Below are 16,396 nucleotides of genomic sequence, written 5' to 3' on the forward strand. Positions count from 1 at the left end.
CGACCTTTCGGGTCGGGTTATGAACTGGGCATGTAAGTAAGCACCATACACAACCTCCTTTAGTCCGAGAAGGATCTCTGTGAATTTGTTGAGGCAGGCGTCCTGGCTTGTCAGAGTGACTGACTTACAGTTGCGGTACAGCGCTGGACTTTAACCAGCTTCCACCTTTACGCCCTAGCTTCCGAGCATTGGGTCACCTCAACACTATTTAGTTGTCAATACGTCAGCATTGTAACAGGTTGCGCCGATGGGTCAAGTGATGTCCAGCACATGTTTTTCGCGGGCTTGCCTGTGATTTGAATTCCTTGAGAGGAAATGCTGTTGCTGGGGAAGACTGAAAGAGAATAATTCACAGACGATCGCGAAAACCCATGGACGTGCCATTATGCCCATTCATATTGATGGAACCATATCCGCCTTTGACAAAGCGATCCACCACATCTTCACGACCACCCTTCATTCGTCCCCAGACGAACATAAACTGATTATTCTTCGGGCCGAGGTCGGGATGTTCGGGGTCAATCATGACATCGAGATGGTTTTTGAATTCTGTTTGGAATTCATGCACCAATTCTTTCTTCTTCTCGGCGTCTTTTTCATCCCAAATCTTCTTGATAGCCGCTGACATCTCGTGCGCGAGTTCGGCATCTGTTAGGGCGCGGACAGCTTTCATGCCATCCACATTGCCTTCGCCGAACAAATCACCGCCGTTGACCACTTCATCAATGGCTTTCTCGAAGGAAATGGTTTCCCATTGTCCTGCACCGCGCTTGGTGCCAGGCTTGCGCTTGAGTACGCTGATAATGCGATACGGGTCATATGCTGTTTGCAAGCCAGCCTGTCCCTTGGGGCAAAGCCCGCCTTCAATCGTTGCCATACCCTTAACGGGGGTTTCATAAGCCGGATGTGGCCATAGCGTCCACGGGCTATAGGGGTTGCCATCAATCTTGGCAGCCATTCCCTCTAGAAGTTTTACTTTGATTCCGCAGCCCGTATTACATTGCAGACAAACAGTATAGATCTGATTTTCGGGTTTGACTTCAAAAAAATTGCCTTCACCCGCAGCCATTGCGTTTTTGATGGCTTTCTTTGCCTTGGGCATATTGCCCAGAAAGGCTGCCGCCGCACCAGTTACTCCGGAGAGTTTGAGAAAATCACGGCGCGAAAATTTGTTATCAGATTGTTTGGTTTTCATTTCTTCACCTCAGTAAAGCGCGCCATGTAAGCCAGCAAATAATCCATGCCGATGAGAATGCCCAGAATAGCGAAGCCCATTATCGCTGACGTGACCGACCACTCCATCAAGCTAGGAGTGTATTCCAGCGTCAACTTGGGACCGCTAAATGCTTCAGTCAGGCCGGGTAACATGGGAGCAACCTGTCCTGGCACAACAATCAGGATGCGCGCAACAGCATATCCGACTAACAAGAACAGTCCCATCAGTCCGGCGATGAAATCGTTCTTCGCCAGTTTGGGCTGAGACAGGACAATGATCGGCAGCAATGTGCCGATCCCAATTTGCACGACCCAGAAGGAAAATGCATACTGTCCATACAGAATGGACTGGACAGCTATTACATTATCTGGCGCACCACCATACAACAACTGGGTGTAATCTGCAACCATGAAATAGATCTTAACTACACTCAAGATGACCGTGAGGAGACCAAGCGTCCACAATAGGCTGGCGCGATTGCCGTGATCGTCTTTAGGGCCAAACCAGCCGACGATGACCAGCATGAGCGCCGCACCTGAAGCCAGCGCAAAGACTGGGAACTGGACCGGAAGCAGGCCAACATGCCAGAACAAGCGAGTGGCATTACCGCCGAGCAGAAAGCCTACGCCGCCTGCCACAAGGATTGAAACCACCAGCCCGATCCACATGACAACTTTCATCGCAGATTTTTCGGGGCGAGTGAATGCCAGGAACAATGAGATCACGATCAAGACGAGAAAGATCGTATATCCCCAAACCATGAGCGCCAGGAAGGAATTGAAGTTTGGTTGGAGATAAACCCTCCAGATGCGATCCATATGCCCCAAATCCATGCCGATGGATGCCAGCCCGGCAGGTAAGGTAACTACCGCTGCCCAGAGCATGGTCTTGCCTGTGCCTTTGAACTGGGGAATGTTGAACAGGTAATCGAGCGTGGCCAGCATGTAAGCCCCGGCGGCCAAGCCAGCCAGGAATAGGTACATGGCAATCCACAATCCCCAGCCAATGTAAGAACCATAGTTTGCGCTTTGCTCACCTTCAAACAGGCGGATATATACGCCCCACAGGCCAAATAATAGGGCAAGTGTGCCAACAGCGTAAGAAATTTTCTTTATCATCTCAGCCTCCTATACAATGTAATACACACGCGGTTCGGTGCCGAGTTCTTCCTTGAGCCGAATCACGTTGGGCTTGTTGATGAGTTCAGTCACCAGCGAAGTTGAGTCGTTCGCATCACCAAAATAGGTAGCGCGTCCGATACAAGTGGTGGTGCAGGCAGGCAACATGCCTTCCTTGATGCGGTTCAGGCAGAAGTGGCATTTGCGGACGTTGCCAACGGGCGACTCGCGTCTGCCGTTGCGCGCCCACTCTTCACCATATTCCTGGCTGGCATGTTCGTAGCCCGCAGCAGTTTCCCCGCAACTATGCCCCATCGAACACGGGTAGCTGCTCTGTGTAGTTGTAACCAAAATCAAAGGTGCGAGCTCCGTAGGGACAAGCCGCCATGCAGGCGCGGCAACCGATGCAATCATCGTAATCCACCACCACAACACCTTCTTCATTCTTGTAGGTGGCTGACACGGGGCAAACATCAACGCAGGGCGGCTGATCACATTGCATACACGGGCGTGGCAGGAATTTCATGGTCACATTGGGATATGTGCCGACTTCCTCGATCATCACAGGGCGATAGACTACACCTGGCGGCAGTTTATTCTCGGCGATGCATGCCACCGTGCAGGCGCTGCATCCGATGCACTTGCGCAGGTCAATTACCATCACCCAGCGCCTTTCCGAAGCGGGTTTTTTCAGAGCGCGTTTCAATTCCGTGTTCATGCGGAAAAGAGCGTCCTCTTTCACGAGCAGGTCAGTAGCGGGAGCGGCAGAAATTTCTGCGCCATCCAACGCGGGAGCGACCAACCCTGCAAACACCTCGGAAGCATACTTATCCAGCAAAGCTGCTTCATTTGTCATTGTGCTTCTCCTTTATAGAATTAGATTCGGACTGAATCCGATAATGCCAGCATTATTTTCCCTCTCCGGGCATAAATTCAATAGCGGGAAAAGTTGGATAGTTCATTGGAAATTGTAGGGGAAATCCTTACACCTGAAGTGATATTCGACAGTACCAGTCGCCGAAGCCCTTCCCCGATTTAACCGCGCGCGAAAGAGAGATCCTTGATTTGATCGGCCAGGGATTAACAAACCATGCCATCGGTGAACGGCTTGTCCTGAGTCCAAAAACGGTTCGCAATCAGGTTTCGACGATTTTCAGCAAATTACACGTTGCTGGCAGAAGCGAGGCCATCATCCGTGCGCGGGATGCAGGTTTGGGAAAACCGGGCAGGGAGTAAAAGGACCGGTATCAACTGATTGCTGATTGGGTGAATGTGTCAGTGCCGTCGTTATATCAAATCCAGAATTTGGATTTGTCTGCAAACAAAAGCATAACCCGGAGCAGTTTTTTCTTTGATATGTTTTCTCCATACTCCGCGGAAGCCCAGCGAATTTCCAGATGACGGATTGAAAGTGGAATTACAATGTTATATAATCGATTCAAGTTACGGATGAATTCCTTTAGCGGTCTGGCGGGGTGAGAGGCCGTATCTACCCTCTCCTTTTACAATTAATCGAAGTAGATTCATGAACCTCCCTGCGATTTTAAGCAGTGCATCAGACAGGGATGTGGTTTTTCATATAGAGGAGGATCATGAATCTTGTTCCTGTAAGTGCAAAATACAAGAAGGGGAACGTACTATTCCTTGGCGTAGCATTTCTCATTGCTCTTGCCTGTAGTGGAGTTCCAGTATCGGACCAAACTGAGACCAGTGAAACTCAAATCGAGTCAGTGACATTAGTTGCGGCGCCTCCAATTCTGCCTGCTTCGCCTCTTTGCGTCGACCCTCAACCTGCCCTCGTTAACGGATTCGATATCTTCCACGAGCCTTCACTGCCCGAACCCGCACCCCGCGCCGCATTCCGCGACCTGGTCTTTGGTAGCTGCCTTGTGCGGGTCACAGATCGAACTTCTGACGTGGGTGAGGGAGATGACTCAGTCGGCATGAAGAATGAATATTCGCGTGTCCAATCCTTCAATGCGGATGAGAGTTACTTCCTGGTGTACGGCATTTCGGGAACCTGGTACTTATACGATGCACGCTCTCTCCAGCCACTCTCACAACTTCCGCTTGAAGCTGACCCGCGTTGGAGCGCAAGCGATCCGAATCTGGTCTATTACTCTAGCGAGACTCGCCTGATGTCATATGATATCTCGACCGGTGAGCAGACAACCGTCCACGATTTCGCCGAAGATTTTCCCGGACATGATCTGGCTGCGGTGTGGATGCGCTATGAGGGCAGCCCCTCCTTCGATGGCCGCTATTGGGGATTGATGGCCGAAGATCAGGATTGGCTGGCCACCTCTTACTTGGTCTACGACCTGCAGGAAGACCGGGTTATTTCCACTTTAGATACACGTGATTGGATGGAGGATACCCGCGAGAGCGATTCGGTCACGATCAGTCCGCTCGGAGATTATTTCCTCCTCTACATGGATAAGTACTGTCAGCCGGGTCAGTTGGGAACTGAAGAACAACCTTGCGGCTTAATGGTTTACGACCGCGATCTCAAAAATGGACGGGGCTTGTTGCGGCTCATCGGCCACTCTGACACTACCATTGATGCGCAGGGCCGTGAGGTGCTTGTTTATCAGGACATCGATACTGACAACATCTCGATGCTTGACCTCGCCAGCGGTGAAATCACTCCTCTATGGCCGATTAATTTCAGCAATACACCCATTGGTCTGCACTTTTCTGGCCGCGCCTCCCTCATGCCAGGCTGGGCGGTCGTCTCTACACACGATGGTGATCCTGATTCCTATACCTGGATGGATGATCCAGGTGTTTGCGATCGAATTGAAACCAAACGGGCGAATTGTGCGGCTGGCTCATACTCATTCTCTCGTGGATGTAAACCAGGAGCACGACTATTGGGCTGAGCCACAGGCCAGCGTTAACCACGACTTTACGCGCATCCTGTTCACATCTAATTGGGGCCGCTCAGGGACAGGAGAGGTTGAAGTATATTTGATCGAACTGCCCGCGAATTGGATCGAAGGATTACCCTGAAGGAAGGTGAATTGAATCATGAAACGCTATTTTATCCTCCCCGCCTCCGTCGTCATGCTTTTCATGTGGTTAATCAGCTCATCTTTTGATCAACAAAGAGGATTTCCTCAGCAGGTTGCCTATCAGGAAGATTTCGAAGACGGCCAGGCACAGGACTGGGAGCTCGAGCCTGGCTGGCAGATACTTAAGGATGAAGGCAATTATGTCCTTGCCGGGCAAGGACACGTTTGGGCTAGATCTGCGAAATTCTATGATGATTATCACCTGTCCTTCCGACTTAAAGTTTTGCAAGGCTCGATACACTTGGTCTATCGCCTCAACGATACGGGACGATACTTCATTGGCTTTCATCAGAACGGTACCTATCTAAGCAAACAATATTGGCCGGATACGTTTTTTGAAAACCTGGCCGGCAGCAACACCTCGCATGAATTGAACGCATGGCATCAGATCGAGATCACCGGCAAGGGTGGAACCCTGGAGTTGTTGGTGGATGGAACCACCGAGTGGACGTACACCGATCCTCAGCCGTTACTGGAAGGTAAATTTGCGTTTGAAACCCTGGACGCCTCACAGGCCTATATTGATGACATTGAGGTGGAGTTGGACGCCACTTCTGCTTATATTGGCAGCGAAGACACATCCTCTCTCATCTGGACGCGCACGGGTGGTCCGCTGGGTGGGTTGGGATATGATATTCGCATGATGCCCGGTGATCCCGATGTTATGCTGGTTAGCGATGCATGGGCGGGAGTCTTCAGAAGCGCGGATGGCGGCGCGAACTGGTTGCCTTCCAACGACGGCATCACCGTCCGCACGGGCGGGACCGGGGACGCGATCCCCATCTTCTGCTTGACGATTGACCCGTCCAATCCGAACATAGTCTGGGTGGGCACGCAGAGTACGCGTGGTATTTTCAAATCTACTGACGGCGGCCTGACGTGGATGCGCAAAGATAACGGCGTTAAGGAAACAGATGGCATCACCTTCCGCGGCTTCACAGTGGATCCAACCAACTCGGACGTGGTCTATGCCGCCGCGGAATTATCCTCTTGGATTTGGAACAACGGGCAAAGCCGCAATGGCCGCGAATTTGATATGACCGGCGGTGTGGTCTACAAAACCACAGATGGCGGCGAGAACTGGACCGAAGCCTGGCGTGGCGATAACCTGGCGCGCTACATTTGGATTGATCCGCGCGACACGAACGTGCTGTATCTCTCCACCGGCATCTTCGACCGCGAAGCCGCCAACTCTGATCCACAGGCCGGTCGCCCGGGCGGCGAGGGCGTGCTCAAATCCACCGACGGCGGTGCCACGTGGATAAACATCAACAACGGGTTGAACAACCTGTACGTCGGCTCGTTATTTATGCATCCGGCCGACCCTGATATCTTGCTGGCTGGGACGGGCAACAACCAGTACTTTGAACAGGCTGGCGTTTATCTTTCCGAAGATGGCGGCGCAAACTGGAAACAAGTACTGAGTGACGAAATTATCGAAGCGGTGGAATTCGCAGTATCCAATCCACCCATTGCTTACGCCGGCAGCTCGAACGCCATTTATCGAAGTGAAGATGGCGGGCAAACATGGAAGCGCGTCTCCGGCGGAGGCGAAGACGGCTGGGGCGCAGCAGGTGTACGCGCCGGCTTCCCGATTGATTTCCAAGTGGATCCGCGCAATCCGGATCGCATCTTTGCCAATGAATACGGCGGCGGTAACTTCCTCTCCGAAGACGGCGGCCGGACATGGACCGATGCAAGCCGCGGCTACACCGGCGCGCAAGTGCGCGCCATTGCCGTGGATCCAAACCAGCCGGGGCGCGTTATTGCGGCGGCGCGCAGCGGCATCTTCATCAGTTACGATGGCGGGAGTAATTGGGCCGGGTTGAGCAATCCGCCGGTCGTCACCATGGAATGGAATGCGGTCGCGATTGATTCTGCCGATCCCAACCATATTGTTGCTGAGACCAACTGGGGCAATTTCCTGATTGACAGTCGCGATGGCGGGACAAATTGGATGCATGCCTCCAATTTTGGGGAGCAGCGTGTTGGTTGGCGCGTCGTGGTTTTTGCGCCTTCGGATTCCACCGTTGTGTATGCAGGTTCCACCGGCTATTATTCAGCAGGTTCCTTTGATCCATCCCAACCGGGCAAAGGCATTTACGTTTCGCGAAATGGGGGAAGCAGTTGGTCGCCTGCCAACAACGAATTGTCCCAAGACGCCAGCGTGTACGGGCTTGCGGTTGATCAGCAGAATCCGCAAATCGTTTATGCCGCGACCTCAAATCATGGCTTGCTTAAGACAGTCAATGGCGGACAGGAGTGGGTGGCCCTGGGAAGCGGTTTGCCGCAAAGCATGACGATGTCCGTTGCCATCAATCCGGCAGATTCGAATATCGTCTTTGCAGGTTTCGAACGCGGCTCCCTGTTCATGAGCCAGGACAGCGGTCAGACGTGGACAAGCGCGGGACGCGGCCTGAATCCCGAGGCTCAAATTACTTCCATTGTCTTCGATTCAACCGATCCTCAGATCATGTATGCGGCCGACTTTTTCAGCGGCATCTATCGCTCCTCCAACGCCGGGCAAACATGGGCTGCCATCAACAACGGCTTGCTGACGCGAAGCGTGAACGCCCTGGCAATCTCGTCCGATGGACTGCACTTATACGCCGCGACCGAAGGCGGGGGTGTTTACCGTCTGGACTTAAACGGCCAGCCGCCCGCTTCTGCCCCGGCACCTGACTCTGCCACGGCAACCCAGGCAGGATCCCAGCCTGAATCTGCAGTTACTGAAGAATCGGAATCAACACCTGTGCCCGAGTCAACGGGAAATGCGCCGTGTGGTAGCACAGCTGTTGTTCCTTTGGCTCTTATCTTCTTTGTGTACTGGAAACGCAAATTGAAAAAGTGAGCTAGCCATGAGGCGCGCGCTCTTTGTTTTTTTGTGTGCACTCTTTCTTCCTGCATGTCAGCCTGCAACGGCGATGTCTACTTCCACTTCTGCAATGCCAACGCAAGCAGGCAATTCCATTTCTGGCGTCATCCTGGATAAAGCAAATGATCCCATCTCTGGGGCGGTCGTGCGTGTCAAAACCATAGAAGTGGAAGCTATTGCTGATTCCAAAGGTCAATTCACGCTGACGGGATTGGATCCCGATCAGCCCGTCCTGCTCACAGCGTGGAGTCCCGGCTATTACATTGGAGGCGGGATCGAGGTTCAGCCCGGTGCGACGGATGTCAAGATCATCCTCGCAAAACATGCTGATGTAGATAATCCGGGTTATGAATTTTTGAGTGCATTCAGCAGTGAAGGCAAGGATGGTAATTGTCAGAACTGCCACTTTGACGCCGAAAATCCAGAGTCGGCTTTGCCATTCAGTGAATGGCGTTTGGACGCCCATGCACTCTCCACACAAAACCCGCGCTTTCTCAGCATGTATCTTGGACAGGATATTCACGGCAACCAGAGTCCGCAGAGGCAATATGGTTTTAGCCGCGATTATGGCCGCATTCCTCTGAGACCCAATCTGAAAAAACCATACTTTGGCCCTGGTTATAAACTTGATTTTACGGAGACGGCTGGAAACTGCGCCGCGTGTCACGCGCCTGCGGCTGCCATCAACAGCGCCTATGAAACGGATCCAACACAAGTTGGAGGTGTTGGCGCGGAGGGTGTAGCCTGCGACTTCTGCCATAAGGTTTGGGATGTGCGTCTCAACCCGACCTCTGGCCTGCCTCAAGCCAATATGCCAGGAGTCCTCTCCTTTGAATTTCGCCGTCCACCGCAGGGACATCAATTCTTCGCTGGGCCATTTGACGACGTTGCGCCGGGTGAAGATACGTACACCGCCATTCAACGGCAAGGCCAGTTTTGTGCGCCCTGTCATTTTGGAAGTTTCTGGGATACAAAGATCTACAACTCATTTGGCGAGTGGCTGGAGAGTCCATACAGCGATCCCGAGAGCGGAAAGACCTGCCAGGATTGTCACATGCCTCCGGGACAAAACGATCACTTCGCCCGGATCGAAAAGGGCGCGGAGATACGCGATGCAAACACGATCTTCAGCCATCGGATGCCGGGCGCAAGTGATACAGAACTTCTACAAAACGCAGTCACAATGACGGTGGATGCGAAAATTGAAGACGGTCAGCTAATTGTGGAAGTAAAAATTATGAACGATAAAACCGGGCACCATGTCCCAACTGATTCGCCGCTGAGGCAGATGATCTTGCTAGTCGACGTCACAGATGGACAGGGGCAGGTGCTGCCTCTCCTTAATGGCGAAAAGATTCCAGAATGGGGAGGCATGGGCGATCCCGCCGATGGGTACTACGCGGGACTGCCCGGCAAGATCTATGCCAAAACCTTGATGGAACTATGGACGGAAATTACACCCAGCGGAGCATACTGGAATCCAACGCGAGTGGTCAGCGATGATCGCATCCCAGCCTTTGGATCGGATCGAAGCATATATATTTTTGCCACGCAAGCGGAAGGTATGGTGAGAATTGACGTATCCCTGCTTTTTCGCCGTGCCTTCATAGAATTAATGGATCGAAAAAAATGGAATATCCCCGACATTCTCATGGAACACAACACTATCATTATTGATGATTGAATCATTCATATGGTCAAAGAAGCAGCTAAATAAAACCACCCGTGCATTTCGACTTGTTGTCAGCAAATTCTTGGCAGCAATTCCCCTGCTGGCAGATCGACCACGCGAGATCCGCCAATACTGGTCCTTGCCACAACCAGGCCAGGATGGCTGTCGACAACGGTACCGATGCACACTGAATCTTTACCGTATGGATGGGCCCGCATAGCTTCCAGAACAGCATCTGCCTGATCCGCTGGAAGGATGGCAACCAGCTTACCTTCATTGGCAATGTAAAATGGATCGAGACCAAGCATCTCACAAGCCGCGTTGACCTCAGCTTTCAAAGGGACTTTCTTTTCCTCAAATTCGATCCCAACCTTCGAGGTGGAAGCCAGTTCATTTAACACAGCGGATAAGCCGCCGCGCGTGGCATCGCGCAAACAATGGATATCTTGTGTCACATTCAGCATGGTATCGACCAATCCATTCAATGGGGCAGTGTCACTGCGAATCTCTGTTTCAAATTGCAGACCTTCCCGCACAGACATGATGGCAATCCCATGATCTCCCATCGTACCGCTAACAAGGACAGCGTCGCCCGGCTGGGCATTCCTAGGTGCGATGTTGATACCCTGCGGAATCAAGCCGATGCCGGTTGTGTTGATATACAACCCGTCGCCATGTCCCTTGTTGACCACTTTCGTATCACCCGTAATCAGTTGTACGCCTGCCTCTCCACAGGCGCGGGCGGCAGAGGCAACGATACGGCCAAGAGCCTCCATGGCAAGACCCTCTTCCAGGATAAAGCCTGAACTCAAAAACATCGGACGCGCGCCGCTCATCGACAGATCATTAACTGTCCCATTGATGGCAAGCTCGCCGATATCCCCGCCAGGGAAGAACAAGGGACTGACAACGAATGAGTCGGTGGTGAAAGCCAGCCTGCTTCCGTTGATACTGAATATGGCTGAATCGCCCATCTGATTGAGCACATCATTTTGAAAGGCTGATGAAAACATGTGTTGAATCAAGTCAGCCATCATCTTTCCGCCGCTGCCATGTCCCATGACTATGGTCGGATAATGCTGTAACGGAGTCGGACATATCCAACTTGTGAAATCAAACTTGGAGTTCATTTTTCTCCTCTAAAGCAAAACGTCCATAGCGATAATATGCAGCGCAGGCTCCCTCTGTCGAAACCATCGTAGCTCCCAGCGGAGTTTGCGGCGTGCACTCTTTTCCAAAGGCTGAACACAGATTCGGTTTCTTCAAACCCTGGAGCACCTGGCCGCTAATACAGAGACTGGATTCCTGCGTTGTAATCGTCTGTATTTCTGGGAAGCGTAGTTCAGCATCGTATTCATAAAATTCGGTTCGCAGTTTATATCCGCTTTGCGGGATGACACCGATGCCGCGCCAGGGGCGGTCACAAGGTTCAAAGGCCTGGTTGATAATTGCCTGCGCCGGCAGGTTGCCATCATGCGAGACTGAACGCGCGTAGGCGTTTTCAACATCAGTGCGTCCCTCTTCAAGTTGTTTGACGCACATCAATACCCCATGCACGATGTCCACTGGTTCGAAGCCGGTTACCACGATCGGCACGTTATATTTTTTAGCTAATAGTTCATATTCCCAGTAACCCATCACCGTGCAGACGTGCCCCGCTGCCAAAAATCCATCCACTTGCACATCCGGGGATTCCATCAAAGCACTGATAGCCGCAGGCACTGTAACGTGTGATACCAACATGGCAAAGTTATGAATGCCTTGCGCTTTGGCCTGGACAACTGCCATGGCGTTTGCCGGCGCCGTTGTCTCAAAGCCAATGCCGAAGAAGATGACGATCTTTTCAGGATTGTCGCGAGCGATCTTGAGTGCATCGAGAGGCGAATACAGAATGCGGACATCGCCGCCAGCCGCGCGGACGCTGAACAGGTCCCGCGCCGAACCGGGTACGCGCAACATATCGCCGTAAGAAGTAAAGATCACGTTTGGGTTGGAGGCAAGGGCAATCGCCTTGTCCACCAGCTCAAGCGGTGTCACACAGACTGGGCATCCAGGCCCGTGCACGAGTTCGATTTCCGGTGGCAGGAGTTGATCCAATCCGCTTTTAATGATCGAATGGGTCTGGCCGCCGCAGACTTCCATCAACGTCCAGCGGTGTGTGATGACGCGGCGAACTTCATCGAGTAGTCGTTGTGTTAATTCCCCATCACGATATTCATCTATAAACTTCATGGCTAACCTCCCTCATCTGGCAATTCGTTTGCCAGCATGTCCATCTGTTGTAATATCTCCAGAGTCTCACGTGCTTCCTTTTCGTCGAGGCGGCTGATACCAAAGCCGACATGTATGATGGTGTAATCGCCAATGCGAATCTCGGGCAGATATTCCAAACAAGCCTCTTTAATCACGCCGCCGAAATCCACTTTGCCCATCTGCATTCCATTGGCGTGATACAGTTCAATCACCTTACCTGGTATTCCGAGACACATAGTACCTCCTCAAGTTTGCACTTCAAGACTATCCAAATAAACTCCAGCGCCGCTCGTGACCTTCAAAGGAAATGCGCCGCATTGTGGACAAGCGCTGTACAATTCATCAATGGCTGCATCTTTTCCACAAGATTCGCAATGCGCCTGGCCGGGAACACGATCAAATTCCAGGATGGCCCCCTCCGCAATCGAGCCAGCCGCTATGGACTCAAAATAGAAGCGGATGGAGTCCGGTGTGGCATCCGAAAGGGCGCCGATCATGACGCGCACGCGTGTGACGCGCGTAGCATTGGTCTCTTGGGCGTGTTGCATGGTGTGAGTGAATAGGTCTTCGGTTAAGCCGCTCTCATGCATGGTCGTTAATAATTCCTTTTGATAATGATATCAGGCCGTATCGAGTCGCGATCTTTTGTGCAGCGACAATAACAGCCGCTTCAATCGCGGACGTGAGGCCGGGTTCGATCATCTGTGGGATCTCCCCCACATCGCAAACAATAACGCTGACCTTTACGCCGCAGTCATCCTGCAATTCACGCAGCATGTTAGAGGTTGGGACCTGATGTAATGAGAAATCATCGATTTTGGTAACTGGCAATGACTCGACTTGGATTTCAGACACCAGCCCGATTTCCTGCCCCCAATCCACTGCGTCTACGATGACAATTTCTTCTGGGCGAGTTTCGCTGAGGCTGACAGTGAAGAGCACTTTGCGCGCGCCGGTACCCACGTCTATGGCATAAATATCATCGGTGATCGTAAAGTGACGTGAGAGATAATCAATCACTTCTGGTCCGAAGCCATCATTACCGAAGAGGGCATTGCCCACGCCGAGAATGAGCACGCGCGCGCGGCAATAGGAAGGTAGTGTATCGAGGTTGAGTTCGGGATCGGTCAGCATGTTTTATTGATTCCGGAATTCGAAGTCTGTCACTTCGAAACAAATTGGGAGATTTTGCTTTGTTCTGAACAACGTTGTAAGACTGAAGGCGGTTACACCCGCCTTCAGTCTTTTGCTTGTACTAACTATTGATCAATGTCTCTATCAATTTTCCATCAGGCCCGACGATGTCGAGCTTTATGGGCAGTGTGCCGTCGAGTCGATGTGTGGCACAGGACAGGCACGGGTCATAGGCGCGGATTGCCATCTCGACCATATTGAGTGTGCCCTGGTCGTAATTGCCTCCCTTGATCAAGGTTGTCGCTGCCTGTTTGACCGAGAGGTTGATCGCTGAATTGTTCTGGCAGGTTGCTACGATCAAGTTGACAAGCGTAAGCAGGCCATTTTCATCGGTGGTGTAATCGTGGATCAGGGTCCCGCGTGGGGCTTCAACTACGCCTATTCCGCGCGCGGCGCGCGGCGTCACTTTGACTCGCGTCTCGCGGCTGGTGATCTCAGGATCGTTCAGCAACTGGACAGCCATTTCCGCGTTGTAGAGCAGTTCGATCAGGCGCGCCCAGTGATATAGAAGCGTCAGCTGTGCAGGCCGACCAAAGTTGGCGCGGAATTCTTCCAATTCCTTTTGTGCCAGAGGCGTCGGGATGTAATCGGCGACATTGATACGAGCCAAAGTGTTGACGCGATAGAGACTCGGCGCGTTATCTTCGAGCAGGAATGGGCCGCGTTTCTTGGCATATGGGAACTTTAGATAGGTCCAATCCTCGACGTGTTCGCCGATGTAATCCGCATAGTCTGAGGTGGCGAAATCTTCGAAAGAACCATCGGAATACATCATACGCAGTTTACCGTCATACAGGTCAAGCGCACCATCAGCAGCAACCGTCCCCAGGAAACCGGAGGTGATCGTGCCAATGGTTTTCACCGCGTCGAGATACTTCGGGAAGATGTTCTCTTTGGCAAACTTGATGCTGAACTTGGCGAGTTCCAGGCATTCCTGCGCCATGGGGAGCAACGCATCACGTTCCTCCTTCTGCAAAGGTTTGCTGAATCCTCCAGGAACTGCGGCGTCCGGATGAATGGATTTGCCCGCGATGGTCTCAAGCATTTTCGCGCACATATGCCGAACTTTGACGACCTGCTTGGCAACCTCAGGCACCGCGCCAACGATCCCGATCACGTTACGAGTCGGATATTCCGTCGCGGGACCCATCACGAAGTCCGGGCCGCCCAGGATGTAAAAGTGAAGGATGTGCTCCTCCATATAAGCAATGCTGTTGCATAGCTGGCGTAACTTCTTTCCAGCAGGTGCAGGCTCTACACCAAAGACCGCATCGGTCGCTTTCGCTGCCGCCAGATGATGTGACCAGGGGCACACGCCGCAAATCCGTGTTGTGATGCGCGGCATTTCCTCCACGGGCTTGCCCATGCAGAACTTTTCGAAACCGCGCAGCTCAATAACGTTGACACGCGCGTCTGACACATCACCAGCATCGTTCAACTGGATGGTGACTTTGGCGTGGCCTTCGATTCGACTGACTGGTTGAATTACAAGTGTTTTTCCCATGGCTCACCTCTTTGGTGCCGCGCGTAGACGGCCCTTTGCGCCCGCAAAGCGATTGAATTGAGCGGCTCGATCAGGAATTTGGCTGGGATTCAGCCCGATGGTTGAGAGCGCGCCCATCATATCCACCATTGGATTGGCCTCATCACTTAAGGGACCATAGCATCCGCGGCAGGTCATATAGGCCTTAATGCAACGCGGGACGCCACCTTCGAAGCCACCGCATCCGGCGCGTGTCGCTGGTCCCTGGCATAGGAAGCCCTGCTCCATGAAACAGCGTACGGTATCAAGCGCCTCACCAACACCCTCAACTGGCTCAAGAGGGCGCTTCAATTCTGAGACGGCTTTCTTTTGCCGAATGGTGGGGCACTGGTCACATACACTTTTTTGTTCCAGTGCAAAGGGTGTTCCCTTCAGCAGATGCATGACCGCAGCCACAAACATATCTGGTGTGGGCGGGCAGCCAGGCAGCTTGAGATCCACCTTCACCACTTCATCCACAGCATAGACACGGTCAAGCAACGCTGGCACCGCACCTGTTGGGGTCTCACCAGAATCAGTGGTGGAATTCCCGCGATAGACGCGTTCATAGAGATCTTCCAGCGCGAATTGATTTGCCAAGGCTGGAATACCTCCGTAACAAGCACATGATCCCATGGCGATGAGGAATTTGACGCGTGAACGCATCAACTCAGCGAGGTGTTTATTCTCCTCATTGCGGATACCGCCGGTGATGATACCAACATCGGCTTCAGGGATATCAGCGGTGCTGTTTTCACCTGTCTGCCCGAAGAGTTTATGATCCATGATGACTGGCATATGTACAAACTCAAGTTCAGGCAACAGGCCGAGCAAAGGTTCGCCAACATCCAGGACGGTCACTTCGCAACCGCCACAGATCGCAAACCATTCTTGTGCTACTTTTACTGGCATAGTTCCTCCTCACTAAGTATTGTGAACAAAAGATATACAGACGAACTGTTTTTGAATAACGGCACCTCCTTGAAACTCTCTGACATGAATGTCTCCTCTGGCAAAATCACTTGTAAGGACTCGGTCCAACTTTTTTGATTTGCTCCACCATTTCGGTCATCACCTGTGCAAAGCGTGGACCTTCCGAGGCCGCCACCCATTCGAGTCGATAGCGTTCCGGCTCGAGCGCGAAATCCTCTAGCATCATTTTGATTGCATCCGCGCGGGACTTTGCGCGCAGGTTTCCTTCAAGATAATGACAGTCTCCCTCATGGCATCCACACATCAACACCCCATCTGCGCCATTGGTTAATGCATCTATCACCAAATTTGGATGCACCATACCGCTACACTGCACGCGGATGATGCGCACATTCGGCGGATATTGCAGGCGCGAGGTCCCAGCCAGATCAGCCGCAGTGTATGAACACCAGTAGCAGGTATAAACAATGATGACAGGCTCAAATTGGGAAGTGCCTAGAGTGTCTAAAGTGGCTGAAGTTGGGAGTGTAGAGTTCATT

Annotated in this window: 15 protein-coding genes, 1 pseudogene and 1 riboswitch; of the genes and pseudogenes, 4 read left to right on the forward strand and 12 right to left on the reverse strand. The window is 52.3% G+C overall.

From position 1 onward, the window contains the following. Positions 1–75: 75 nt before the first annotated feature. Positions 76–216: riboswitch (cobalamin riboswitch) on the reverse strand. A 133-nt stretch (positions 217–349) separates the two neighbouring features. Genes AC14M5_RS21045 through AC14M5_RS21060 form a run of 4 tightly spaced genes read right to left on the reverse strand, consistent with a single transcriptional unit; the run spans position 350 to position 3,190 of the window. Continuing rightward, the gene (locus tag AC14M5_RS21045; protein ID WP_484031681.1) at positions 350–1,195 is read right to left on the reverse strand and encodes a twin-arginine translocation signal domain-containing protein; all 846 of its coding nucleotides are present in this window, start codon (positions 1,193–1,195) and stop codon (positions 350–352) included. After that, complete coding sequence (gene nrfD / locus AC14M5_RS21050; protein WP_484031682.1) at positions 1,192–2,334, reverse strand: NrfD/PsrC family molybdoenzyme membrane anchor subunit; 1,143 nt, start codon at positions 2,332–2,334, stop codon at positions 1,192–1,194. Before nrfD ends, AC14M5_RS21045 begins: the two co-directional genes overlap by 4 nt. 9 nt (positions 2,335–2,343) lie before the next feature. Then, complete coding sequence (locus AC14M5_RS21055) at positions 2,344–2,649, reverse strand: 4Fe-4S dicluster domain-containing protein (protein ID WP_484031683.1); 306 nt, start codon at positions 2,647–2,649, stop codon at positions 2,344–2,346. Continuing rightward, entirely contained in the window at positions 2,639–3,190 is a 552-nt protein-coding gene (locus AC14M5_RS21060; RefSeq protein ID WP_484031684.1) for a 4Fe-4S dicluster domain-containing protein, read from the reverse strand. Before AC14M5_RS21060 ends, AC14M5_RS21055 begins: the two co-directional genes overlap by 11 nt. Before the next feature lie 170 nt (positions 3,191–3,360). Between AC14M5_RS21060 and AC14M5_RS21065 the strand changes: the two are divergent. From AC14M5_RS21065 to AC14M5_RS21080, 4 genes and pseudogenes are all read left to right on the forward strand, one after another. Next, positions 3,361–3,570 (forward strand): annotated as a pseudogene (locus AC14M5_RS21065) (response regulator transcription factor); the annotation flags it as partial. Between the two features lie 356 nt (positions 3,571–3,926). Then, the gene (locus AC14M5_RS21070) at positions 3,927–5,216 is read left to right on the forward strand and encodes a hypothetical protein (protein ID WP_484031685.1); all 1,290 of its coding nucleotides are present in this window, start codon (positions 3,927–3,929) and stop codon (positions 5,214–5,216) included. A 148-nt stretch (positions 5,217–5,364) separates the two neighbouring features. Beyond that, positions 5,365–8,259, forward strand: coding sequence for a WD40/YVTN/BNR-like repeat-containing protein (locus AC14M5_RS21075; protein WP_484031686.1), 2,895 nt, complete (start codon positions 5,365–5,367; stop codon positions 8,257–8,259). A gap of 73 nt (positions 8,260–8,332) precedes the next feature. Further along, positions 8,333–9,967, forward strand: coding sequence for a carboxypeptidase regulatory-like domain-containing protein (locus tag AC14M5_RS21080; RefSeq protein WP_484031687.1), 1,635 nt, complete (start codon positions 8,333–8,335; stop codon positions 9,965–9,967). Positions 9,968–10,026: 59 nt separating this feature from the next. Here AC14M5_RS21080 and hypE read toward each other — a convergent pair whose 3' ends face one another. From hypE to AC14M5_RS21120, 8 genes are all read right to left on the reverse strand, one after another. Next, positions 10,027–11,085, reverse strand: coding sequence for a hydrogenase expression/formation protein HypE (hypE, locus tag AC14M5_RS21085; protein WP_484031688.1), 1,059 nt, complete (start codon positions 11,083–11,085; stop codon positions 10,027–10,029). Next, on the reverse strand, positions 11,069–12,187 hold the full coding sequence (gene hypD, locus AC14M5_RS21090; RefSeq protein WP_484031689.1) for a hydrogenase formation protein HypD: 1,119 nt from the start codon (positions 12,185–12,187) through the stop codon (positions 11,069–11,071). The genes hypE and hypD overlap by 17 nt, the downstream gene beginning before the upstream one ends. Before the next feature lie 2 nt (positions 12,188–12,189). Further along, on the reverse strand, positions 12,190–12,444 hold the full coding sequence (locus tag AC14M5_RS21095; RefSeq protein ID WP_484031690.1) for a HypC/HybG/HupF family hydrogenase formation chaperone: 255 nt from the start codon (positions 12,442–12,444) through the stop codon (positions 12,190–12,192). A 9-nt stretch (positions 12,445–12,453) separates the two neighbouring features. Next, positions 12,454–12,798, reverse strand: coding sequence for a hydrogenase maturation nickel metallochaperone HypA/HybF (locus AC14M5_RS21100; protein ID WP_484031691.1), 345 nt, complete (start codon positions 12,796–12,798; stop codon positions 12,454–12,456). Continuing rightward, on the reverse strand, positions 12,791–13,342 hold the full coding sequence (locus tag AC14M5_RS21105) for a hydrogenase maturation protease (RefSeq protein WP_484031692.1): 552 nt from the start codon (positions 13,340–13,342) through the stop codon (positions 12,791–12,793). The genes AC14M5_RS21100 and AC14M5_RS21105 overlap by 8 nt, the downstream gene beginning before the upstream one ends. Positions 13,343–13,463: 121 nt before the next feature. Then, positions 13,464–14,906: a Ni/Fe hydrogenase subunit alpha gene (locus AC14M5_RS21110; RefSeq protein WP_484031693.1), complete on the reverse strand. Its 1,443-nt coding sequence runs from the start codon at positions 14,904–14,906 to the stop codon at positions 13,464–13,466. A gap of 3 nt (positions 14,907–14,909) precedes the next feature. After that, complete coding sequence (locus AC14M5_RS21115; RefSeq protein WP_484031694.1) at positions 14,910–15,836, reverse strand: NADH-quinone oxidoreductase subunit B family protein; 927 nt, start codon at positions 15,834–15,836, stop codon at positions 14,910–14,912. Positions 15,837–15,942: 106 nt separating this feature from the next. Continuing rightward, on the reverse strand, positions 15,943–16,395 hold the full coding sequence (locus tag AC14M5_RS21120; RefSeq protein WP_484031695.1) for a hydrogenase iron-sulfur subunit: 453 nt from the start codon (positions 16,393–16,395) through the stop codon (positions 15,943–15,945). Position 16,396 lies beyond the last annotated feature (1 nt).

The sequence above is a fragment of the Candidatus Villigracilis sp. genome (assembly GCF_057083605.1).